This is a genomic window from Rhodococcus sp. NFXS4 (genome assembly GCF_058139645.1).
This window is the reverse complement of the sequence record NZ_CP192221.1, coordinates 3310767-3332343: the sequence shown is the minus strand read 5'-3', so window position 1 is coordinate 3332343 and position 21577 is coordinate 3310767. Positions and strand designations below refer to the sequence as shown.

General features: G+C 67.8%; 24 protein-coding genes. 13 read left to right on the top strand and 11 right to left on the bottom strand.

The window, feature by feature from the left end; all coding sequences use genetic code 11:
- Nucleotides 1-12 precede the first annotated feature (12 nt).
- The 4 genes from J4E04_RS15610 to J4E04_RS15595 all read left to right on the top strand — a co-directional run bounded on the left by J4E04_RS15610 (nucleotide 13) and on the right by J4E04_RS15595 (nucleotide 2144).
- Nucleotides 13-480: an effector binding domain-containing protein gene (locus J4E04_RS15610; protein ID WP_027504104.1), complete on the top strand. Its 468-nt coding sequence runs from the start codon at nucleotides 13-15 to the stop codon at nucleotides 478-480.
- Nucleotides 477-914 (top strand): effector binding domain-containing protein, encoded by a 438-nt coding sequence (locus tag J4E04_RS15605; protein ID WP_027504103.1) that lies wholly within the window; start codon nucleotides 477-479, stop codon nucleotides 912-914. The genes J4E04_RS15610 and J4E04_RS15605 overlap by 4 nt, the downstream gene beginning before the upstream one ends.
- A gap of 267 nt (nucleotides 915-1181) precedes the next feature.
- On the top strand, nucleotides 1182-1877 hold the full coding sequence (locus tag J4E04_RS15600; RefSeq protein WP_051612955.1) for a TetR/AcrR family transcriptional regulator: 696 nt from the start codon (nucleotides 1182-1184) through the stop codon (nucleotides 1875-1877).
- A gap of 84 nt (nucleotides 1878-1961) precedes the next feature.
- On the top strand, nucleotides 1962-2144 hold the full coding sequence (locus J4E04_RS15595) for a hypothetical protein (RefSeq protein WP_056447066.1): 183 nt from the start codon (nucleotides 1962-1964) through the stop codon (nucleotides 2142-2144).
- A 23-nt stretch (nucleotides 2145-2167) separates the two neighbouring features.
- Here the strand turns inward: J4E04_RS15595 and J4E04_RS15590 are convergent, their stop codons facing one another.
- On the bottom strand, nucleotides 2168-2938 hold the full coding sequence (locus tag J4E04_RS15590) for a ferredoxin reductase (RefSeq protein WP_056447069.1): 771 nt from the start codon (nucleotides 2936-2938) through the stop codon (nucleotides 2168-2170).
- A 1-nt stretch (nucleotide 2939) separates the two neighbouring features.
- Nucleotides 2940-3539 carry a sulfite oxidase-like oxidoreductase gene (locus tag J4E04_RS15585; RefSeq protein ID WP_056447072.1) on the bottom strand — a complete coding sequence of 200 codons (600 nt, stop codon included), beginning with the start codon at nucleotides 3537-3539 and terminating at the stop codon, nucleotides 2940-2942.
- A 108-nt stretch (nucleotides 3540-3647) separates the two neighbouring features.
- Between J4E04_RS15585 and J4E04_RS15580 the strand changes: the two genes are divergently transcribed.
- Nucleotides 3648-4526 (top strand): SDR family oxidoreductase, encoded by an 879-nt coding sequence (locus J4E04_RS15580; RefSeq protein ID WP_490148971.1) that lies wholly within the window; start codon nucleotides 3648-3650, stop codon nucleotides 4524-4526.
- A 62-nt stretch (nucleotides 4527-4588) separates the two neighbouring features.
- The gene (arcA, locus tag J4E04_RS15575; RefSeq protein ID WP_027504489.1) at nucleotides 4589-5803 is read left to right on the top strand and encodes an arginine deiminase; all 1215 of its coding nucleotides are present in this window, start codon (nucleotides 4589-4591) and stop codon (nucleotides 5801-5803) included.
- A 60-nt stretch (nucleotides 5804-5863) separates the two neighbouring features.
- Here arcA and arsC read toward each other — a convergent pair whose 3' ends face one another.
- Nucleotides 5864-6205, bottom strand: a complete 342-nt coding sequence (gene arsC, locus J4E04_RS15570; RefSeq protein ID WP_027504100.1) for an arsenate reductase (glutaredoxin) — start codon at nucleotides 6203-6205, stop codon at nucleotides 5864-5866.
- Between the two features lie 27 nt (nucleotides 6206-6232).
- Here arsC and J4E04_RS15565 point away from each other — a divergent pair, with 27 nt between their 5' ends.
- The 3 genes from J4E04_RS15565 to J4E04_RS15555 all read left to right on the top strand — a co-directional run bounded on the left by J4E04_RS15565 (nucleotide 6233) and on the right by J4E04_RS15555 (nucleotide 8851).
- Nucleotides 6233-6592: a GntR family transcriptional regulator gene (locus J4E04_RS15565; protein ID WP_222627638.1), complete on the top strand. Its 360-nt coding sequence runs from the start codon at nucleotides 6233-6235 to the stop codon at nucleotides 6590-6592.
- 76 nt (nucleotides 6593-6668) lie between these two features.
- Nucleotides 6669-7103, top strand: coding sequence for a DoxX family protein (locus J4E04_RS15560; RefSeq protein WP_490148970.1), 435 nt, complete (start codon nucleotides 6669-6671; stop codon nucleotides 7101-7103).
- A 59-nt stretch (nucleotides 7104-7162) separates the two neighbouring features.
- Nucleotides 7163-8851 carry a BCCT family transporter gene (locus tag J4E04_RS15555; RefSeq protein ID WP_490148969.1) on the top strand — a complete coding sequence of 563 codons (1689 nt, stop codon included), beginning with the start codon at nucleotides 7163-7165 and terminating at the stop codon, nucleotides 8849-8851.
- Nucleotides 8852-8855: 4 nt separating this feature from the next.
- On the opposite strand, the gene J4E04_RS15550 is transcribed toward J4E04_RS15555, so the two are convergent.
- Nucleotides 8856-10322, bottom strand: coding sequence for a dolichyl-phosphate-mannose--protein mannosyltransferase (locus J4E04_RS15550; protein WP_490150560.1), 1467 nt, complete (start codon nucleotides 10320-10322; stop codon nucleotides 8856-8858).
- A gap of 176 nt (nucleotides 10323-10498) precedes the next feature.
- Between J4E04_RS15550 and rsmI the strand changes: the two genes are divergently transcribed.
- A complete protein-coding gene (gene rsmI / locus J4E04_RS15545) occupies nucleotides 10499-11326 on the top strand; it encodes a 16S rRNA (cytidine(1402)-2'-O)-methyltransferase (protein ID WP_027504096.1) in 828 nt (275 codons plus the stop codon).
- Nucleotides 11327-11342: 16 nt separating this feature from the next.
- Here the strand turns inward: rsmI and J4E04_RS15540 are convergent, their stop codons facing one another.
- Together J4E04_RS15540 and J4E04_RS15535 are read right to left on the bottom strand one after the other, a co-directional pair.
- Complete coding sequence (locus J4E04_RS15540) at nucleotides 11343-11771, bottom strand: SRPBCC family protein (protein WP_027504095.1); 429 nt, start codon at nucleotides 11769-11771, stop codon at nucleotides 11343-11345.
- A gap of 56 nt (nucleotides 11772-11827) precedes the next feature.
- Complete coding sequence (locus tag J4E04_RS15535; protein ID WP_155956926.1) at nucleotides 11828-12823, bottom strand: alpha/beta hydrolase; 996 nt, start codon at nucleotides 12821-12823, stop codon at nucleotides 11828-11830.
- Between the two features lie 336 nt (nucleotides 12824-13159).
- Here J4E04_RS15535 and J4E04_RS15530 point away from each other — a divergent pair, with 336 nt between their 5' ends.
- Both J4E04_RS15530 and J4E04_RS15525 read left to right on the top strand, forming a co-directional pair.
- Complete coding sequence (locus tag J4E04_RS15530; protein WP_490148968.1) at nucleotides 13160-14551, top strand: WS/DGAT/MGAT family O-acyltransferase; 1392 nt, start codon at nucleotides 13160-13162, stop codon at nucleotides 14549-14551.
- On the top strand, nucleotides 14548-15717 hold the full coding sequence (locus J4E04_RS15525; RefSeq protein ID WP_490148967.1) for a low temperature requirement protein A: 1170 nt from the start codon (nucleotides 14548-14550) through the stop codon (nucleotides 15715-15717). The genes J4E04_RS15530 and J4E04_RS15525 overlap by 4 nt, the downstream gene beginning before the upstream one ends.
- Here the strand turns inward: J4E04_RS15525 and metG are convergent.
- Nucleotides 15696-17249: a methionine--tRNA ligase gene (gene metG / locus J4E04_RS15520; protein WP_490148966.1), complete on the bottom strand. Its 1554-nt coding sequence runs from the start codon at nucleotides 17247-17249 to the stop codon at nucleotides 15696-15698. The genes J4E04_RS15525 and metG overlap by 22 nt on opposite strands.
- Before the next feature lie 21 nt (nucleotides 17250-17270).
- On the opposite strand from metG, the gene J4E04_RS15515 reads away from it, so the two are divergent.
- A complete protein-coding gene (locus tag J4E04_RS15515) occupies nucleotides 17271-18098 on the top strand; it encodes a TatD family hydrolase (protein WP_490148965.1) in 828 nt (275 codons plus the stop codon).
- Here the strand turns inward: J4E04_RS15515 and J4E04_RS15510 are convergent.
- From J4E04_RS15510 to J4E04_RS15495, 4 genes are all read right to left on the bottom strand, one after another.
- A complete protein-coding gene (locus J4E04_RS15510) occupies nucleotides 18095-18733 on the bottom strand; it encodes an LppP/LprE family lipoprotein (RefSeq protein ID WP_490148964.1) in 639 nt (212 codons plus the stop codon). The two genes, J4E04_RS15515 and J4E04_RS15510, sit on opposite strands and share 4 nt — an antisense overlap.
- Before the next feature lie 113 nt (nucleotides 18734-18846).
- Nucleotides 18847-19107 carry a hypothetical protein gene (locus J4E04_RS15505; RefSeq protein ID WP_027504090.1) on the bottom strand — a complete coding sequence of 87 codons (261 nt, stop codon included), beginning with the start codon at nucleotides 19105-19107 and terminating at the stop codon, nucleotides 18847-18849.
- A 49-nt stretch (nucleotides 19108-19156) separates the two neighbouring features.
- Nucleotides 19157-19924 (bottom strand): amino acid ABC transporter ATP-binding protein, encoded by a 768-nt coding sequence (locus J4E04_RS15500; RefSeq protein ID WP_081821039.1) that lies wholly within the window; start codon nucleotides 19922-19924, stop codon nucleotides 19157-19159.
- Entirely contained in the window at nucleotides 19921-21309 is a 1389-nt protein-coding gene (locus J4E04_RS15495; protein ID WP_373425295.1) for an amino acid ABC transporter substrate-binding protein/permease, read from the bottom strand. The genes J4E04_RS15500 and J4E04_RS15495 overlap by 4 nt, the downstream gene beginning before the upstream one ends.
- Nucleotides 21310-21577: the final 268 nt, after the last annotated feature.

The following is a 21577-nucleotide window of genomic DNA, read 5'->3' as shown; positions in this document are numbered from 1 at the left end:
CGGGAGCCCGTCATGACCATCGAATTCGTCGACCTCGCGGAAACGTGGGTTGCGGGTCTCCCTGTGCGTAGCCCGAAACGGGCGTTGGGCTCTCTCTACGACACCAATCTCGAACGTGCGTGGTCCGGAATCCTGAACCAGGACATCGGTGAACCGCTCGGGTCGATCTACACCGACTTCGTTCCCGCGATCGGGTCCTACAGCACGCAGATCGTCGGGTACCGCGTCGCGGACGGTGACGTGCGCCGCGGGCACATCGTGGCGCGTGTGCCGGCGGGGCGCTATGCGAAATTCTCCGCGGTCGGCAATTTTCCGCAGGTCCTGACGACGCTGTGGAACGAGATCACCCACGCGGAGGAGATGGGGTCCTTCACTCGCGCCTTCACCGGTGAGTTCGAGGTGTATCCCCACGCATACAAGATCGAGATGTACGTTCCGGTCGCGACGCCCGGCTCGCGGGGCGTCGGCGGTGCGGGATGACGTTCCGTCTCGTGGCTCGTCCGAGCATGGTGTTCGGCGGACTGGTCGTGCCCGGTGTCGATCCCGGACCCGAGGGCAGCGCCAGCGATCTCGTCGTGTTCCTGCGAGAGCGTATCCGCGAACGTGAACCGGAGGACGCCGACGTCTACACCGTCTACGTCCCGGATCAGCGTGGTGTCTGCAACGTCGTCGTCGGCGTACCTCGTGGGAACGTCGACGACGTGCCGATCGGCGACGTCTTCGTCACGGTTCCGTCGGGAGCGTTCGCGGTCTTCACCCCCTCGATGACGCTGCCCGACCGGGCGGAGGATGCGTGGGCGCAGGCCGAGGAGGCCATCGCCGACGGCTCGATCGTGCGCGCCGGCGGGGTGGAGTTCGAGTGCCTCTCAGCCGACGGGAACGTCGAGATCTTCGTCGCCGTCTCGCTGCAATGACGTGCGCCGACGTCCGGCGACGACGGACGAGAAGTCGGCTCTCGCCGAGATAAAGAACCTACCGACGAGTAGAAGCAGTCGGAGCGGTGCCTGGACTCGCTCGAGCGCTGGTCGTCATTGTGATTTTGTCTCGAGTGCATTTCTGTGGCGGTGTTCGAGTCCAACCTGTGCCTATCATGATCACGCGCAGTAGAAGGGTGTGACACGGGATTCACACCGGCGGTTCGGAGCACCGGTCCGAACGCGCGTGACTAGTGGGGAGTAACAATGGTCAGGCAATTACGTGCAGAGGCAACGCGGTCCGCGGCCCTGCGGGCTGCCGCCGATCTGTTCCTGCGGGTCGGCCACGCCACGGCGACCCTGAGCCAGGTCTCGGCGGAGTCGGGTGTGACCAAGGGCGCGCTGTACTTCCACTTCGCCTCCAAGGAAGAGCTGGCGCGCGCGCTCGTCGACGAGGGGCGTGAGCGTGTCGCGGCCGCCTGCACCGGAATGGTCGACAGCCGTTCTCCCGCACTGGAATCCGTCATCGGGATCACGTATTCCGTTCTCGACCTTGCCAATACCGACAACCTGGTGCGCATCATGTACCGCCTGCAGCTCGAGGTGGACGCACCGGACCCCACGCGGGGGAGCGTCTTCGGTACGTGGCAGAACATCTTCTCGCACCTCTTCGAGCGTGCCATCGAGCACGGTGACGTCATCGACTCGCTGGACGCCGAGACCGCGTCCTGCCTGGTCTCGGAGATGCTCAGTGGCGTGCTGATGGTCGCCGAGGGCACTGCGCGCCTCGACGGTGCCGCCGTGCGCATGGAGCAGGTCTGGCACACCATCCTGCCCTCGCTCGTGCCGCCGGCGAAGCTCCCGTACTTCCGCGAGTTCGCCTCGCGAAGCCTCTCCAGCTTCGTACGCGATCGCTCGGGTGCCGACGCCACCAGCGACACCGGCGTCTCCAGCAACCACTAGCGTTCGGCGCTCTCCCGGCGCACACTGTGACGTGAGACACACGGCATCGTGTGTCGACCGCACGAGTGACGTCGGGAGAGACCCATGGAAGACATCGCCACGCGCGAACGCACCGACCGCCGCATGTCCGACAACGAGCTGCGCAAGGCCATCCGCGTGCTGCAGTCACGCGCGGACGACGCTCGGAAACGCGGTGACGCCGACGATGCCGCACGCATCGAACGCACTGTCCGCGACTACCAGGACGAGATGACCACCCGCCTCTGAACTCGGCCGGGCGGGGACGGTTGTCAGCTGGGTCCGAAGCGCTCCGTGCGGATGTTCGCCGGTGCATGTCCTCGCTCGACCAGCATGTCCGCGACCGTGTCGACGAAGCTCGTGGGCCCGCAGATGTAGCACCGCGGCTCGAACTCGGCGGGCCACCCGTGCGCGTCGAGATCCTCGATCGTGATGCGGCCGAGCGGCCTGCGGGAGCCGGTGGGAGCGCGCCGCGTGTAGAGCGTGGTGACGTCGACTCCCGCGGGCGGATGCGCCCACTCGTCGGCGAAGTACACCTCCGCCGGTTCACGGACCGAGTAGAGCACGCGGAACGGCACCCGGCCGCCGCTCGATCCCGCCGCGGCCTGCGCGCGGACCATCGCGCGGAGCGGAACGATGCCCGAGCCGCCGCCCACCAGCAGGACAGGCGGTGACGGGGTCTCGGTGGGTGCCGACGGCCGCCAGACGAACCACCGGCCGACGGGTCCGCGGATCTCGAACCGGTCGCCCACCTCGACGGCGCCGACGAGGTAGGGGGACACCTCGCCGTCGGAGACGTTCTGCACGGCGATCTCGATGCGCGACGTGCCGTCCGGTGCGGAGGCGAGGGAGTAGCTGCGCTGCGCGCTGTACCCGTCCTCGGCGGTCAGCTTCACGTCCACGTGCTGTCCGGCGAGATGTCCCGGCCAGCCGTCGACGTCGAGCACCAGCGTCGAGGCGGTCGGTGTCTCGCGCCGCACCTCGAGCACCCTCGCGACGAGCCAGGGCCGGGCCCCGACCCCGGCGGTGGCTCCGGTGGTCACGTCAGTCGCCTTGGTATCGCTGCTCGCGCCACGGGTCGCCGTAGTCGTGATAGCCGCCGCGCTCCCAGAATCCCTGTTCGTTCTCCTCGGTGAGTTCGATGCGCGAGACCCACTTCGCCGACTTCCAGAAGTACAGGTGCGGCACGAGAAGCCGTGCGGGACCGCCGTGTTCGCGTGCGAGCGGCTCTCCGTCGAACTCGGTGACCAGCCAGGCCTTTCCGTCTCGCAGGTCCTCGAGGGGCAGATTGGTGGTGTATCCGTCGAAGCCGTGTACGACGACGTACCCCGCCTCGGTGTCGAGACCGTCCAGCAGCACGTCGAGACTCACGCCGTTCCAGTTGGTGTCGAGCTTCGACCACTTGGTGACGCAGTGGATGTCGACCGTCGGGGTCTCGTGCGGCAGCGCGGCCACCTCGTCCCACGTCCAGGTCCGGGTCTCACCGGTCTCGGACGTGATGGAGAACGACCACGTGTCGGTCGCGACCACGGGCGCGGGCCCGATGGCGAGAACCGGGAAATCGTTGGTCAGGTACTGGCCGGGGGGAGTCCGACCGTCGTCGCCGCGCCGGCGGCCCACGAAGCCCTTCGAGATCAACGCCATGGTGGCAGATTCTGCGCCGGTCGTCGGGCCTCTGACAAGTCGGAGCGCGCACACTCGACCGGTAGTGTCGGGCACCACAGCAGGCCGGCGAGGGGGGAGTGCGACGCGATGGTGCAGAGCAGGCTGAGAGGGAGACGTCCGCGACGGTCGTGGACCGACCTGCGCGGGGCGATCGTGCTGGTCACCGGCGCCGCCAGCGGCATCGGTCGCGCCACGGCGATCGAGGCCGCGCGGCGTGGGGCGCGGCTGGTCGTCACGGACATCGCGGAGGCGGGACTGGCCGCCACGGCCGCCACCATCGCCGAGAACGGCGGCAGCGTCGTCGCCTCGCGTGCGCTCGACGTCTCCGACCACGACGCCGTCGCCTCGTTCGCGGACGCCGTGCACGCCGAGGTGGGGAGCGTCGACGTCGTCATGAACGTGGCCGGGATCTCCGCGTGGGGCACCGTCGAGAACATGGCCCACGAGACGTGGAAGGCGCTGATCGACATCAACCTGATGGGCCCGATCCACGTCACCCAGTGCTTCGTTCCCCCGATGATCGCGGCGGGTCGCGGTGGGTACCTGGTCAACGTGTCGTCGTCGGCCGGCCTGCTCGCGTATCCGTGGCACGCGGCGTACAGCGCCAGCAAGTTCGGCGTGCGCGGCATGTCCGAGGTGTTGCGCTACGACCTCGCCCGGCACGGCATCGACGTCTCGCTCGTGGTCCCCGGGGCGGTGCGGACACCGCTCGTCGAGACGGTGGACATCGCCGGCGTGGATCGCGACGACCCACGCGTGAGAAAGCTGACCGCACGCTTCGAGGCCCACGCCGTGTCGCCCGAGGTAGTCGCGGAGAAGATCCTGACCGGGATGGCGAAGCGGCACTTCCTCGTCTACTCGAGCAACGACATCCGGGTGGGGTACTGGGTGTCGCGCAAGTTCGCGCGCCCCTACGAGATGACCATGCAGGCGGCCAACGACTACTTCTCCCGACTGCTGCGCTGACCTCACGCGCGTGTCGCGGCGGAGCGCGTGCCGAGTCGGCGCTCACGCACTACCGTTCTGGCATGGACGCGACGGCTCCGCTGGGAGCGGATTCCGAGGTGGGAACGCTCCGGACGGTCATGCTGCACCGCCCTGGCGACGAGCTGCGCCGACTCACCCCCCGCAACAACGATCAGCTGCTGTTCGACGGGCTGCCGTGGGTGGACCGCGCTCGCGACGAGCACGACGCCTTCGCCGACCTGCTGCGAGGACGCGGTGTCGAGGTCCTCCTGCTCGGTGATCTGCTGACCGAGACCCTGGCCCTCAGCGGTGCCGCACGCGTGCAGGGGGTCGCCGCTGCGGTGGAACCCCGCCGGCTCGGACACGTGCTCGCCCGGGATCTGGCGACCTACCTCCGCGGCCTGCCCGCACCCGAACTGGCGACCGTGCTGATGGCGGGCATGACCTTCGACGAACTGCCGGTAGCGGACGACTCGGGTGTCTCGCTGGTCCGGCGCATGCACCACGGCGGCGACTTCGTCATCGAGCCGCTCCCGAACCTGCTGTTCACCCGCGACTCGTCGTTCTGGATCCAGCAACGCGTCGCGATCACGTCACTGGCGCTGCGGGCCCGCGCTCGGGAGACGTCGCTGACGGATCTGATCTACGCCTTCCATCCACGATTCCTCGGTGTGCGCCGGGCCTACGAGTCGCACACCGCGCCGGTGGAGGGCGGCGACGTGCTGCTGATGGCGCCCGGCGTCGTCGCCGTGGGAGTCGGTGAACGCACCACGCCCGCCGGTGCCGAAGCGCTCGCGCGCAGCCTCTTCGACGACGACCTCGCGCACACCGTGCTCGTGGTGCCCATCGCGCAGGAACGGGCGTCGATGCACCTGGACACCGTGTGCACGATGGTCGACACCGACGCGGTGGTGATGTACCCGATCATCCAGGACACGCTGTCCGCGTTCACGATTCGCCGCGAGGACACCGGTGTGACCATCACCGGCGCGGGCCCGTTCCTCGACGCCGCGGCCGACGCCATGGGTATCGGCAAACTGCGGGTCATCGACACCGGGCTCGACAACGTCACCGCCGAACGTGAGCAGTGGGACGACGGGAACAACACGCTCGCACTGGCTCCCGGCGTCGTCGTCGCGTACGAACGCAACGTCGAGACCAACGCGCGCCTCGAGGCGTCGGGCATCGAGGTGCTGCGCATCTCGGGATCGGAACTGGGGTCGGGCCGCGGCGGACCCCGCTGCATGTCCTGCCCCGTCGCCCGCGATCCCGTCTGACCTCCGGCCTTCCCGCTGATGTCCGGCCGGCCTCCGGCCTTCCCGCTGATGTCCGGCCGGCTAGAGGACCGTGCTCACCGTGGCCGCCGGGCGCGCCAGGACGGTGCCCTTCTCGCCGACCACGAAGGGCCGCTCGATGAGTACCGGATGCGTCAGCATGGCGCGCAGGACCGTCTCGTCGTCGGCATTCGCGAGATCGAGTTCCTTGTACAGTGTCTCGCGCTTGCGCACAGCGGTGCGCGGGGTGAGGCCGGCATCGGAGATGAGGGCTCGCAACGTCGCCTCGTCCGGCGGGGTGGTCAGGTAGGGCACGATGGTCGGCTCCACCCCCGCGTCGCGGATGGCCGCGAGTACGTTGCGGGACGTCGAGCACCGGGGGTTGTGATAGATCGTGACGGACATGGAGCAAGTATGGCGGGAGTGGGACCGATGAGGTTCACGATCGACGGTGCGTCGGGGACGGCGCCGTTCGACCAGGTGCGGTCGCAGATCGTGGCCGCGGTGCGGTCGGGGCAGCTCATCGCGGGATCGAAACTGCCGACGGTGCGAGCTCTCGCGGCGACGCTGGACCTCGCTCCCAACACGGTGGCGAAGGCGTACCGCGAACTCGAGAAGGACGGCGTGATCGAGACCCGGGGGCGGTCGGGCACCTTCGTGGCGGCCGGCGGCGATCCTTCGGCCGGGGCAGTGCAACTCGCGGCCACGGAGTACGTCCGCGCGGCGCGTCGCGCCGGCATCGACGACGAGGTGGCTCTGCGCTACGTGCGGACGGCGCTCGCGGACTCCTGACACCACTTAGGTTGACGCTTCAACCTAAGTGTGTCATCGTGATCCCGAATCCACCCCGACCCATCAGAGGATCACTGTGAAGACACCTGTCGTCGTTCGAGACATCGCCGCACTCGTCGCGCGCATCGCCCTGGGCGTCGTGTTCGTCGCCCACGGGTGGCAGAAACTGCGTACCAACGGGCTCGATGCCACCACCGCCGGCTTCGAGGGCATGGGCATTCCGGCCCCGCAGATGTCGGCGTACTTCGCCACATTCGTCGAGCTCATCGGTGGAGCCGCTCTGATCCTGGGCGTGCTGACGTCCGTCGCGGCTCTGCTGCTGGTCGTCGACATGGTCGGCGCGCTCGTCTTCGTGCACCTCGACAAGGGCGTGTTCGTCGGCGAGGGCGGCTGGGAACTGGTCGTCGCACTCGGCGCCGGAGCGCTTCTCCTCGCGGCAGTCGGCTCGGGCACGTACAGTGTCGACCGCGCATTCCGCCGTCCGAAGTCACGTGCACGCGTATCGTCCTGACCTGCAAAAACAGTCTGTGAACTTGCACCGGGGCGTCGAGGCGAGCAACGTGACGTCTCATGACATCGCGTATGGACACGGACACAGGACCGGCTGACACCCCACGCGATGATGCCGCGGACGTTCCCTCGTCCGCGGCATCTGCCGTGCTGCCCACCTCCGCGCACCCCGATGCGCAGGACCCCGGGTCGCAGGAACCGGCGCCGCGGCGCGCCACCCTCGACCCCGTGGTGTTCGGCGTCGCGGCAGCCGTCGTCACGGGCATCATCGTCTGGGGACTGGCCGGACCGACGAGCCTCGAGAACGTGACGTCCTCGATGCTGGACTGGCTCGTCACCAACATGGGCTGGCTGTTCATCATCTCCGCCACCGGTTTCGTGCTCTTCTGCATCTACCTGGCGATGTCGAAGTACGGACGTATCCCGCTCGGCAAGGACGGGGAGAAGCCGGAGTTCAAGACCGTCAGCTGGATCGCCATGATGTTCAGCGCCGGCATGGGCATCGGGTTGATGTTCTACGGCGTCTCCGAGCCGCTGACGCACTTCGTCACGCCGCCGCCCGGCACCGACAGCAGTGTCGGAACGGCCATGGCCACCACGATGTTCCACTGGAGCCTGCATCCGTGGTCCATCTACGCCGTCATGGGTCTCGCCGTCGCGTACAGCACCTACCGCCGCGGCCGTCGTCAGCTCATCAGCTCCGCCTTCCTCCCGCTCCTCGGTCGCCGCGCCGAGGGCCCGATCGGCAAGGTCATCGACATCCTCGCCATCTTCGCGACGCTGTTCGGTACCGCCGCCTCCCTCGGACTCGGTGCGCTGCAAATCGGTTCGGGTGTCGAGGTCATCGGCTGGCTCGGTCAGGCCGGCACGCTCCTGCTCGTCGCCATCGTCGCGCTGTTGACCCTCGCCTTCGTCGCGTCCGCGGTCTCCGGCGTCGCCAAGGGCATCCAGTGGCTGTCCAACATCAACATGGTGCTGGCACTCGTCCTCGCACTCTTCGTGTTCGTGCTGGGCCCGACGGTGTTGATCCTCAACCTGATTCCCACCACCATCGGCGACTACGCGAGCCAGCTGTTCCACATGTCGGCTCGCTCGGCGGCGTCGTCCGATCCGGAGACCGCGTCGTGGCTGTCGTCGTGGACGATCTTCTACTGGGCCTGGTGGGTCTCCTGGACCCCCTTCGTCGGCATGTTCCTCGCCCGCATCAGCCGTGGCCGCACCGTTCGTGAGTTCATCATCGGTGTCATCGTGATCCCGAGTGCCGTGAGCCTGGTGTGGTTCTCGATCTTCGGCGGCGCCGGTATCGGCGAACAGCGCGACGGCATCGACCTGGCCGCGCGCGCCAGCAGCGAGTCTCAGCTGTTCGGCATGCTCGAGAACCTGCCGCTCTTCGGGCTGTCGACGGTCGTCGTGATGATTCTCGTGGCCGTCTTCTTCGTCTCCGGTGCCGACGCGGCGTCCATGGTCATGGGCACCCTCAGTCAGCGCGGAACCCTCGAGCCCAGCCGCTGGGTCGTCGTGTTCTGGGGAGCCATCACCGGTGGCACCGCCGCGATCATCCTGTGGACGGGCGGCGCGGACGCGCTCAACGGCTTGCAGACCATGACAATCATCGCCGCGGCGCCGTTCGTGCTGGTCATGATCGGGCTGTCGGTGTCGCTCTACCGCGACCTGTCGCACGATCCACTGGTGCTCACGCAACGTCGTCGACGTCTCCGGCTGACGAAGGCCGGGCGCACCGAGCTCTGAGCGGTCAGCGCCAGCTCGGCAACCAGAGCTGCTGCTGCCACGTCTCCTGACTGATGGGCAGACCCGTGAGGATCGGCCAGAGCCACACGAAGTTGGCGATCACCACGGCGACGTACAGCGAGACCAGCAGCAGACCGAGCGTGCGGCGCTCGCGACCCTGCCCACCGCGGAGTCCTCGCCCGAGGATGTCGCCGAGGACCAGGGTGACGCCCATGACGAGGAAGGGCGCGAGCGCCGCGGCGTAGAAGAAGTACATCTGACGGTCGAGGGTCAGGAACCACGGCAGGATGCCGGCGCCGTAGCCGACGAGCACGGCGGCGTAGCGCCAGTCGCGGCGGGCCACGGTGCTCCACAGCGCCCAGCCGAGCATCGGGAACGCGACCCACCACAGAGCAGGCGTGCCGATGAGCATGACGGCCTTGACGCAGTTGCCGCCCGTCGAACAACCGGTGATCTGCTGCCCGTCGGCGAAGTAGTAGAGCATCGGCCGCAGACCCATCGGCCACGTCCACGGCTTGGACTCCCACGGGTGGCGGTTACCGGCCGAGTTGGTCAGTCCGGCGTGGAAGTCGAGGACGTTGCCGCTGTAGTACCAGAGCGAGCGCAGAGCGGCGGGCACGAACGAGAACGGTCCGCCCGTCCCGATGTCGGTACCCACGGCGTTCCGGTCGACGCCGGTCTCACTCGCGAACCAGCCGGCGTAGGTGGCCAGATAGACGACGAGCGGAATCGCTACCAGCGCGTACAGCGCGGGTCCGACGTCGCGCACGGCGGTGCCGACCCACGGCCGGGTGACCCCGTACTGGCGACGCGCCGCGACGTCGAAGGCGACGCTGAGCAGTCCGAAGAACGCGACGAAGTAGATACCCGACCACTTCGTTCCGCACGCCAGACCGAGCAGGAGTCCGCCGCCGAACCGCCACCAGCGGACGCCGAGACGCGGGCCCCACGTGGTCATCTCCATGCGGCCCTCGACGGCGACCCGGTGCAACCGCTCCCGGACGTCGTCCCGGTCGCGGACCAGAGCGCCGAACGCGGCGACGACGAACACCACCATGAAGATGTCGAGCATGCCGACTCGGGACGTCACGAACGTGACGCCGTCCACGATCATGAGGATCCCGGCGATCGCGCCCAGCAGCGTCGAGCGCGTCATGCGGCGCACGATGCGGACGACGAGGAGAACGAGGATCACACCGAAGACGGCCGACGACAGCCGCCAACCCCATCCGGTGTAGCCGAACAGTGCCTCGCCGACGGCGATCAGCTGCTTGCCGACGGGCGGGTGGACGACGAGGCCGTAGGCCGGGTTGTCCTCGACGCCGCCGCCGGTGAGCACCTGGTAGCCCTGCGGGGCGTAGTGCTTCTCGTCGAACACCGGGGTGCCGGCGTCGGTCGGATAGCCGAGCATCGTGAAGCGGGTGACGGCCGCGAGGACCATGAGGACCGCGGTGACGATCCATCCGCGCATGCGGTCGGTGGGCCCGAATACTGCGGGCGGGAGAGCGGGGCGCGGCGCGGTGAGGTACTCGTCGGAACCGTCGCGACCGGTGGGGATACGCGCGGTCACGAGGGTCACGATTCGATCGTAGGCTAGATGCCGACGGCGACCGCGGTCGTGACCGACGAGCGAGATGAGGACGACGCGTGCTGGTACTCGGTGCGACACCGATGGGGGACCCCGCAGACGCGTCGCCCCGACTGCGCGACGCACTGGCCACGGCCGATGTCGTCGCGGCGGAGGACACGCGTCGCACGAAGTCCTTGGCCACGGCACTCGGGGTGCAGATCACCGGTCGCGTCGTCAGTTTCTACGACCAGGTCGAGGTCGATCGGGTTCCCCTGCTGCTCGCCGAGATGCGCGAGGGGCGGCGGGTCCTGCTGGTCACCGACGCCGGTATGCCCTCCGTGAGCGACCCGGGTTACCGACTGGTGGCCGCGTGCGCAGAGGCGGGGATCGGCGTGACCTGCCTGCCCGGGCCGTCCGCCGTGACCACCGCACTGGCCCTGTCGGGGTTGCCGGTGGAGCGCTTTTGCTTCGACGGATTCGCCCCTCGCAAGCGTGGTCCCCGGCAGGCGTGGATGCGCACGCTGACGACGGAGAGCCGCGCCGTCGTGTTCTTCGAGGCCCCGCACCGCATCGCGGACTGCCTCGCCGACGCGTCCGAGGTACTCGGCCCCGATCGGCGCGCCGCGGTGTGCCGGGAATTGACCAAGACCTACGAGGAAGTGAAGCGAGGGACGCTGGGGGAGTTGGCCGCGTGGGCCGCCGACGGCGTGCGCGGCGAGATCACGGTGGTCCTGGCCGGAGCCGAGCCCGTCAGTGCGGATCCCGCCGACCTCGTCGCGGAGGTGGAGGATCTCGTGTCCGCCGGACTCGGCCTCAAGGACGCGTGCGCACGGGTGGCCACCACGACGGCGGCGGACGTGTCCAAGCGTGCGCTCTACGAAGCGGTGCTGGCCGCGCGCGGCTGACGCCGACGCCGCGACGTCAGCCGACGACCTGCTGGCGCAGTCCGTCGGTCGCCGTCTCGAGGACGGACTTGGTCCCGCGCTTGACGATGAATCCCGGCACGGGGATCTTCGGGTCGAGCGTGATCTCGAACTCGAGGTGGGTGCCCTTGTCGGTCTCGCTGAGGCGGTACTCCGCGTGCTGCGACTTCTGCTGGGTGCTCTCGACGACGTCCCACGCCACCGACATGTCGGACCACGTGAAGCGCAGCACCTGCTCGTCGGTGAATCCCATGACGGCGACGGTCATCTCGGCGAGGACGGGACGACCCTGATCGTCACGCTCGCGCACCGAGACCTTCTTGTGGATCGACGACCAGGCCGGCAGACCCTCGAGGTCCGCGATGACCGCGAGCACGTCGGCCGGTGGTGCCTCGATCTCGACTTCTCTGTTTCCGCTGACAGCCATGGCGTGAATGTAACCGACCGTCCACACCTACAGGGCGGTTTGGGTCGGTGTCGTGATCATGTCCCGGTGCCGGCCAGGGGAACTGTGCCGCGGCGGACCTGCTCGTCGACGAAGACGGCGATCTCCGAGATCGCACGCGCCGACTCGGGAACGAAGTCCGCGGCGTGGAACACGTGCACCTGGTCCTGCCACACCTGGAGACGGCACTCGATTCCGGCGTCAGCCAGGCGCTCCGCCATCAGTTCCGAGTCGGCGTAGACCATCTCGGTGGACCCGACCTGGATCAGGACCGGCGGGAGGGCGGACAGGTCCGCGTCGACGGGACAGACGCGGGGACCACGCTTGCCGTCCACGACGATGCGGGCCTCGACCTCGTCCGCCAGCTCGGTGAGCGCCGGCACGGCGCCCTTGGGGAAGACCGAGCACAGGGACGCGTTGGGATGCAACATCTTCCGCGTCGGATCGAGATCGGTGAGCGGAGACAGGGCGATGATGCCGCCCGCGGGCGGCAGACCCTGGCTCTGCAGGGCGAGCGCCACCATGAAGGCCAGGTAACCGCCGGCGGAGTCACCGGCGATGAAGATCTGTTCGGGCAGGTACCCCGCGTCGAGCAGGTAGCGGAAGCCGTCGACCCCGTCCTCCACCGCGTGCGAGATGGGGTTGCGCGGCATCATCCGGTAGTCGACCGACAGCACGTCGGCACCGGTGGACTGGGCGATGCGCGAGACGAGCCGGCGGTGGCTGTTGAGGCCACACACCACGAACGCGCCGCCGTGGAGATACAGGATCACGCGATCGCGGTCCGCGCGGCGGGTCGGTCGCTCGGACCTGCCGTCGGCACCGACACGACGCGGGCTGTCCGTGCGGACCCACTCGGCCCGGCACTCGTCGAGCCGCACGGGCGCGACGGTGGTGTCACCCACGGGTGGGAGGAGTCGGCCGGCCTGGTCGACCATCGACATGGGCCACGGCAGGCTGTGGGTCCGGGCCCACACGCCCAGGAAGGGACGGACCGTGCGGCGCAGGTACGCGGCGAGAAGCTTGGACTGCATGCTGCCGCCCTCGAACTCCTGGCGGTCCACGGCGGTGCCGACGCCGAGGGCGCGTCGCACCCGGCGACTGGCGGACGTGCGTGTCAGCGACGACGGTGCGGTCATCTCGGCCGAGGCGATGCTCATGGGTGGCCCTCCACTTCCTTGCTCGTACTGGGAATCGCACGATAGGGCCGAAACGAAACACTTCTCGAGGAATAGTTGTTGCCGGGGTCACACCGTGACCCCACGTTGTCGCAATAGTTGTGGGTTCGTTACTTCCGGGTAGCACAGTGAACCTGCAGGTGAGCCGCACCGTGACCACGCGGTTCCGCAGTTCGAGAGAGGTCCGCCCCCATGCCCTTCATGCCGGTCACAGAGTCGATGTTCCTACTGGCCGAGACGCGCGAGCACCCCATGCACGTCGGGGGACTGCAGCTGTTCGTGCCCCCGGAGGACGCCGGCGACGACTTCGGGATGCAGCTCTACGAGACGTTCCAGGCCGCCACCGACGTCTACAAACTGTTCCGCAAGCGGCCGGCTCCGCCGGTGAACTTCATGGGCACCGTGCGCTGGATCTACGACGAGGAGCTCGACTTCGAGCATCACGTCCGGCGCATCATGCTGCCGCGGCCGGGCCGCATCCGCGAGCTGCTGCGCTACATCTCCGCCGAGCACAGTGCGCCGCTCGATCGGCATCGCCCGATGTGGGAGCTGCACATCATCGAGGGGCTGGCCGACGGCCGCGTCGCGCTCTACAGCAAGATCCACCACTCGCTGGTCGACGGCGTCTCGGCGCTCAAGTTGTTCGAGCGCACCCTGACGACCGATCCCGAGGCCCGTGACTGCGGCCCGATCTGGGACCCGGCGCTGTTCGAGCGGCCGAAGAAGAAGAGCACCGAGGTGGCGAAGGTAGACGACGGTGGCGTCCTGTCGCTGCTGTCCACGGGCGTCAAGGCGGCCGGTGAGCTCGCCGGGGTCGGACCCGCCGCGGCCCGGATCGGTCTGAACAAGCTGCGCGGCAACGAGATGGTGCTGCCTCTGACCGCGCCGCGGACGATGCTCAACGTGCCGATCGGCGGGGCACGCCGCTTCGCCTCGCAGCAGTGGTCCAAGTCGAGGATGAAGGACATCGCGGCAGCGCTGGGGGTCACGTTGAACGACGTGGTGCTGACGATGTGCTCCGGGGCGCTGCGGTCCTATCTCATCGACCGCAACGCACTGCCCGACCAGCCGCTGATCGCGATGGTGCCGGTGTCCATGCGGGAGGCCGGTGCCGACGCGGACGGTGGCAACGCCGTCACCACCGTGCTGTGCAACCTCGGCACGGATCAGCCCGACCCGGAACGCCGTCTCGCCGCCGTCGTCTCGTCGATGAACGAGTCGAAGGCGATGATGCGCAACTTGTCTCCGCTGCAGGCGCTGAGCTACGGTGCCGCCGTGATGGCCCCTCTGTTGCTCACTCCCGTACCGGGATTCGTCCGCAACACCCCGCCCCCGTTCAACGTGATCATCTCGAACGTGCCCGGTCCGAAGACCGAGATGTACTGGAACGGTGCGCGACTGGACGGGGTGTATCCGGCGTCGATCGTCCTCGACGGTCAGGCGCTGAACATCACGTTGGCCACCAACGCCGACAACGTCAACTTCGGGCTCGTCGGAGATCGGCGTAGCGTGCCGTCGCTGCAGCGCATGCTCACGCATCTCGACACCGCGCTCGAGGAACTCGAGAAGCTGGCCGACGGGTGAGTTTCGCGCTGCGGCCGATGGTTCCGCGGGACCCGAACGAGGAACATCGAGCGGCGAGTTCGCTGGAACTGTTCTTCGACCTGGTCTTCGTCGTCGCGGTGTCGTTCGCCTCCGTGGAACTCGCCCATCTGCTGGAGGAGGACCACATCGCGTCGGGCATCGGTGCCTACGCGATGGTGTTCTTCGCCATCTGGTGGGCGTGGATGAACTTCACATGGTTCGCCACGTCGTTCGACACCGACGACTGGCTGTACCGCGTGACCACCATCGTGCAGATGGCCGGCGTACTGATCCTGGCCAGCGGTGTCTCCGACGCGATGATCGACTACGACTTCACGCTGGTGACCATCGGCTATGTCGTGATGCGACTGGCGATGGTGAGTCAGTGGATACGGGCGGGGCTGCGCAACAACGAGTTCCGCGGTACTGCGATGCGATACGCGGTGGGCATCACCGTCGTGCAGGTGTTGTGGGTCGCCCGACTCGCGCTTCCCGACAGCGTCGCCGTGCTCGGGTTCGTCGCGCTGGTGGCCGCGGAGCTCGCCGTCCCGGTGCTGGCGGAGCGCGCGGGACGGACGCCGCTGCACGGCGAGCACATCGCCGAGCGCTACGGTCTCTTCACCCTCATCCTGCTCGGTGAGTCGTTGCTGGCCTCGGCGACGGCCATTGTCGGCGGCATCAACGAACACGATCACACGGTCGAACTCGTCGGCCTCGCGATGGCCACGCTCGTCGTCGTCGCCGGCATGTGGTGGCTGTACTTCTCGGTGTCGCAGGAGGATTCGGTCGGGGCGAGACTCGGCCGCTCCTTGAGTTTCGGCTACACGCACTACTTCGTGTTCGCGGCGGCGGGCGCGGTGTCGGCGGGCATCGAGGTGGCCGTCGCGCACATCGAGGGTGACGGAGTGCTGTCGGACCGTCAGTCCTCCGCCGCGATCACGATTCCGGTGGCGGTCTTCGTCCTGGGGTTCTGGATGGTGGCGATGCGCCGCCGGTCGTCACGGCTGGTGAACATCGTGACGCCGGTCGGCGGTGTCGCTGTGCTCGCGGCCACGGCCGTACCCGGATCGGCCGTCGTCAGTGCGGCCGTGACGGCCCTGATCCTGCTCGTCGTCGTCGGAACGACGGTCGCCGATCGGTCCGCTCACTCCTCCGGTTCGACGTAGCGGGGGAACACGCCCGCAGGCTTGGGCAATGCCACACCCGGCGTGAGACGCGTTGTCAGCGAATCGAATTCGCGCTGCGTCACCCCGAGCAGGTCGAGCAGCTTCGCCGTGCTGTCGGGCATGAACGGCTGGGTCAGCAGGACGGTCACGCGGAGCACCTCGAGGGTCACGTACAGCACCGTCGCCATGCGGGCCGGATCCGTCTTGCGCAGAACCCACGGTTCCTGCGACGAGAAGTAGCGGTTGGTCTCCGCGAGTACCGACCAGATCGCGTCGAGCGCCAGGTGCATCTCGACGGCGTCCATGTGGCCGCGCACCACGGCGTGAAGGGCATCGACGCGATCGAGCATCGCCTCGTCGTCGGCGGTGAACTCGCCGGGTGTCGGCACCTGCGCATCGCAGTTCTTGGCCACCATGGACAGCGACCGCTGAGCCAGGTTCCCCAGTTCGTTGGCCAGGTCGGCGTTGATCCTGGTGACGATCGCCTCGTGGCTGTAGCTGCCGTCCTGTCCGAACGACACCTCGCGCAGGAGGAAGAAGCGCAACGAGTCCAGGCCGTACTCCTCGATCAAGGCCGCCGGACTGACGACGTTGCCCACCGACTTGGACATCTTCTCGCCCTTGTTGGTCAGGAAGCCGTGCGCGAACACGCGTTTCGGCAATTCGACACCTGCCGACATCAGGAACGCCGGCCAGAACACGGCGTGGAATCGCACGATGTCCTTGCCGATCATGTGGACGTCGGCCGGCCAGAACTTCCGGAACGACTCGCTGTCGGTGTCGGGGTAGCCGACGCCGGTGAGGTAGTTCGTCAACGCGTCGACCCACACGTACATGACGTGGTCGGGATCGCCGGGAACCTGGACACCCCAGTCGAAGGTGGACCGTGAGATCGACAGGTCCTTGAGACCGGACTTCACGAAGCTCGCCACCTCGTTGCGGCGACCCGCCGGGAGAATGAACTCGGGACGCTCCTCGTACAGCGCGAGCAGCTTGTCCTGGTACGCGGACAGCCGGAAGAAGTACGTCGACTCCTCCGTCCACTCCACCGGGGTGCCCGACTCGGTCGCGATGCGGGAACCGTCGTCTTGCAGCGTGGTCTCGCCCTCGGCGTAGTACGCCTCGTCCCGCACCGAGTACCACCCGCTGTACGAGTCGAGGTAGATGTCGCCGTTGTCGGTCATCTTCTGCCACAGGTCGCGGCTGGCCTCGAGGTGGTCGGCGTCCGTGGTGCGGATGAACCGGTCGAACGTGATCTTCAGCGACTCCTGCATGGCCTGGAACGCGTCCGAGTTTCGGCGCGCCAGATCGGCGGTGGAGATGCCCTCCTTCGACGCCGTCTGTGCCATCTTCAGACCGTGCTCGTCCGTTCCCGTCAGGAACCGCACGTCGAACCCGTCGAGCCGCTTGAACCGAGCGAGGACATCGGTGGAGATGTACTCGTACGCGTGGCCGATGTGGGGATCACCGTTCGGGTAGGCGATAGCGGTCGTGATGTAGAACGCAGGCTTGGTCGAACCGGTCTCAGTCATGGTGCGCCTACTCTATCTTTCGTGCCGAGAGACCGTCCCGCCCCCGACTTGCCCACTCCGCTCGCACCGCTCGTGGACGCGCACACGCACCTCGACGCGTGCGGGGCCACCGATGCAGCGTCGGTCGCGGCGATCCTCGATCGTTCCGAGTCGGTGGGTGTCGGACGCGTCGTCACCGTCGCGGACGACTTGGACGCGGCCCGTTTCGCCGTCGCTGCGGCGCACTGGGATCCGCGCGTCTACGCGGCCACCGCGATCCACCCGACGCGGGCGAACGTGCTCACCGACGAGGTCCGCGCGGAGATCGACCGTCTCGCCCGCGACCCGCGCACGGTGGCGGTGGGGGAGACCGGTCTCGACTACTACTGGCCGGGGAAGCTCGACGGCTGCGCCGCAGTGGAGGAGCAGGTCGAGGGCTTCCGCTGGCACATCGATCTGGCGAAGCGCGTCGGGAAGCCGCTCATGATCCACAATCGCGACGCCGACCACGACGTTCTCGCGGTGCTCCTCGACGAGGGCGCGCCGGAGACGGTGATCTTCCACTGCTTCTCGTCCGGTCCCGAGATGGCGCAGGTGTGCGTCGACGCCGGCTACGTGCTCAGCTTCTCCGGGACGGTGAGCTTCAAGAATTCCCACGAGTTGCGGGAAGCGGCCCAGTTGGTGCCGGACGGGCAGTACCTGCTCGAGACCGATGCGCCGTTCCTGACACCGCACCCGTTCCGCGGTGCTCCGAACGAGCCGTATTGCCTGCCCTACACGGCCCGTGCGCTGGCCGAGGCGACCGGCAGAACTGCTGATGACGTCGCGGCGTCGGCGACCGCCACGGCGGAGCGGGTCTACAGGCTCTAGTTCGGGGGCGGGAACTCGCCGTACGGGGTGATGGTGTTCCCGGTGAGGTCGAACTCGACGAACGAGGTGTTCGACGGGCAGCAGAACGCGTCGTCGGGGTTCAGCCACCGGTAGCGCACCGTGACCGTGCTGTCGGTCGCACCGACCACCGAGGTGTAGCTGTACGCATCCGACGTGGCGGTCCCGAGGTAGTCACCCGAGTTGGTGAAGAACAGGACGTGCGACTGCACGGTGCCGTTCCGGATGCCGGTCCCCGTCGCCCGCGCCCATTCGAGCGTCGGACATCCGTCCGCGCTGGTGCCGGGCGTGTGATCGTCGATCACGAAGGCCCCGCCCTGCGAGTCGGTGCCCAGGTTCGCGACGGCGGTGCGCACGTTCAGCGAACTCGGATCGACGCACGGCACCACCTGCGCCGGCTGCGCCGGTGCGGGTGCGGGCACGGTGACCGTCTCGGTCTGCGTCTCCACCCTCGTCTCCGGCGCGGGTGCCGGTGCGGGCGCCGGGGCGGACGACGAGGGTGCCGGGTCGTCGGCGGGGAGCGCCGTACCGGTCGTACCGGCGGAACCGCACGACACGGCGGCGGCGGCGAAGGCCGCCACGGCGAGAACGGCCATCGAACGCGGGAGAGTGGTCACCGAGCCTCCAGGGTGTCCGTACCGAGCGTTCTGCTCGGCGGTCGAAGGGTGTGTCGGCGACCACCCCCCGATCGTTACCGATGCTCAGGTCACGATCGGGTCGCGGCGACGGATCAGTCGTCGTCTCCGTACGTCTCCACCAGTCGATCGAACTCGGCACGGTCGATCACGCTGGGCTCGTTGATGGCCAGAGCCTGCGCGTACTTGCCCGCGAGGTGGTAGTCGCGGCCCAGGGGACCGCGCTCACCGTCCTCGTCGTCGTCCTGCGTGCTCGCTCCGGGCGGCACCTCGTTCTGCAGACCGTTCGTCTGCGCACCCAACCGAGCGTCGATCTTCGCCGTGATCTTCTGCATGATCTCTTGGTCGTCGCTCACTGTCGTGCCTCTCGTCGGTGTAGCGGCTTCTCGGTGCGGGGCCCGCGTCTCACAGGACCTTGTCGAGGAAGTCCTTCGTTCGCTCGTGCTGCGGGTTGCCGAACAGGTCGTCCGGCGAACCCTCCTCGACGATGTACCCCTCCGCCATGAAGATCACACGGTCGGACACCTCGCGGGCGAAGCCCATCTCGTGCGTGACGACGACCATCGTCATGCCGCCCTTCGCCAGATCGCGGAGGACCTGCAGGACCTCGCCGACCATCTCGGGGTCCAGCGCACTCGTGGCCTCGTCGAACAGCATGATGTCCGGGTCCATCGCCAGTGCACGTGCGATGGCGACGCGCTGCTTCTGCCCACCGGACAACTGCGCCGGCTTCGCGTTCTCCTTGTCGGCGAGGCCCACCTGGGCCAGCAGACGAACGGCGTTCTCGCGCGCCTTCGACTTGTCCGACTTCTTCGTCTCCACGGGCGCGAGCATCACGTTCTCGATGACGCTCATGTGGGGGAAGAGGTTGAAGTGCTGGAACACCATGCCGATGTGCTGGCGCACGGAGTCGAGGTTCACCTTCGGATCGGTCAGGTCGAAACCGTCGACCACGACCGTGCCGCCCGTGATGTCCTCGAGCTTGTTGAGGCACCGGAGGAAGGTGCTCTTGCCGGAACCGGACGGGCCGATGACACACACCACCTCGCCCGAGTGGACGTCGACGTCGAGGCCCTTGAGCACCTCGAGATCGCCGAACGACTTCTTCAGTCCGATGGCGCGGATCTTGACCTCGGCCGCAGCGGCGTCGGGCGCGGTGGTCTCGGTGCTCACTTGTTGATCCTCTTCTCGAGACGGTTCGACAGCATCGTCAACGCCATGATGATGACGAAGTACATGACGCCGATGATCAGCCACATGTTGAACGACTGGAAGTTGCGGGCGATGATGATCCGCCCCGACTGGGTGAGTTCGGCGAGGCCGATCACCGACAGGATCGAGGTGTCCTTCAGCGTGATGACGAACTGATTGATGTACGACGGGATCATCGTCCGGATCGCCTGTGGCATCACGACCTTGCGCATGGACGTCAGGTAGCTGATGCCGAGACTGCGCGAGGCCTCCATCTGGCCCTTGTCCACCGACAGGATGCCGCCGCGGACGATCTCCGCCATGTACGCACCGGCGTTGAGCGACAGCGTGATGATGCCGGCGGTGAACGCCGACATCTGGAAGCTGAGCGCGGCGGGAATGCCGAAGTAGATGAAGAAGGCCTGCACCAGCAGTGGCGTGCCGCGGAAGATGGCCACATAGGTGGCGCCGATCCCGCGCAGCCACGCCTTCGTCGACACCCGGAAGAGTCCGAAGACGGCGCCGAGGATCAGGGCCAGCACGATGGAGATGACCGTCAGGACGATGGTGAGCCAGAGGCCCTTCAGCAGTTCCTTGTACTCGCTCTTGATCAGTCCGGGGATCGAGTTGTCCGTCTCGTCCGCCGCGGCGCCGATGTAGGTACCGAGGATCTCGTCGTACTGGCCGGACGACCGCAGGTTGGCCAGTCCGGTGTCGAACGCGGCGAGCAGCTCGGGGTTCGCGCCCTTGTTCACGGCGAAGCCGTAGTTGCTCGGCGACTCCTTCTCCGTGACCGTCTTCAGACCGTTCCCCTGGGTGATGCCGTACTGCAACACCGGGTAGTCGTCGAACACGGCGACCGAGTTCCCGGTGCGCACCTCGTCGTACATGCTCGCGGAGTCGGCGAAGTACCGCGTCGTGAAGCCGTACTGCGCCTTGATGCTCTCCGCGAAGTCGGCGCCCTCGGTGCCGTTCTTGACCGCGACCTGCTGCCCGGAGAGATCGTCGTACGAGGTGATCGACGAGTTCTCGAGCACGGCCATCTGCACGCCGGACTCGAAGTAGGGCTCGGAGAAGTCGAACACGGCCTCGCGTGCCGGCGTGATCGTCATGCCGGCGATGACGCCGTCGGCCTGGTTCGCCTGCACTGCCTGCAACGCCGCGTCGAACCCGAGGGGCCGGATGTCGACCTGGAAACCCTGGTCCTCCGCGATCGCTCGGATCAGGTCCATGTCGATGCCGACGAACTGGCCGTCGGAGTTCTGGAACTCGAACGGTGCGAAGGTCACGTCGGTGGCGATGGCGAACGTGCGACCTTCCACCGGGCTCGGGGGCGCCGGCTGGGCCTGCGCTGCGGGTGCGAGCACCAACGCGACGAGTGCCACGACGGCGGTGATCGCCGGGAGGCGGCGCAGTCGGTGCCACCGTCCGCGTTCGGATCGCGGTGGGGAGGTCGGATTCACGAAGAGCCTTCCGTTCTGGTGCAGGTGAACAGTCGGCTCGGACCCTATCGGCCGGGGGGCTCGCGACGACCCTTACCGGAAGGTAGGAACGGTCGACGGGCTGCTCGAGGCCGTGAAGTTGCCGAACCTGTGCCCGCTCGTTACCGTATCGTGATCGTATGACCCCGATGCG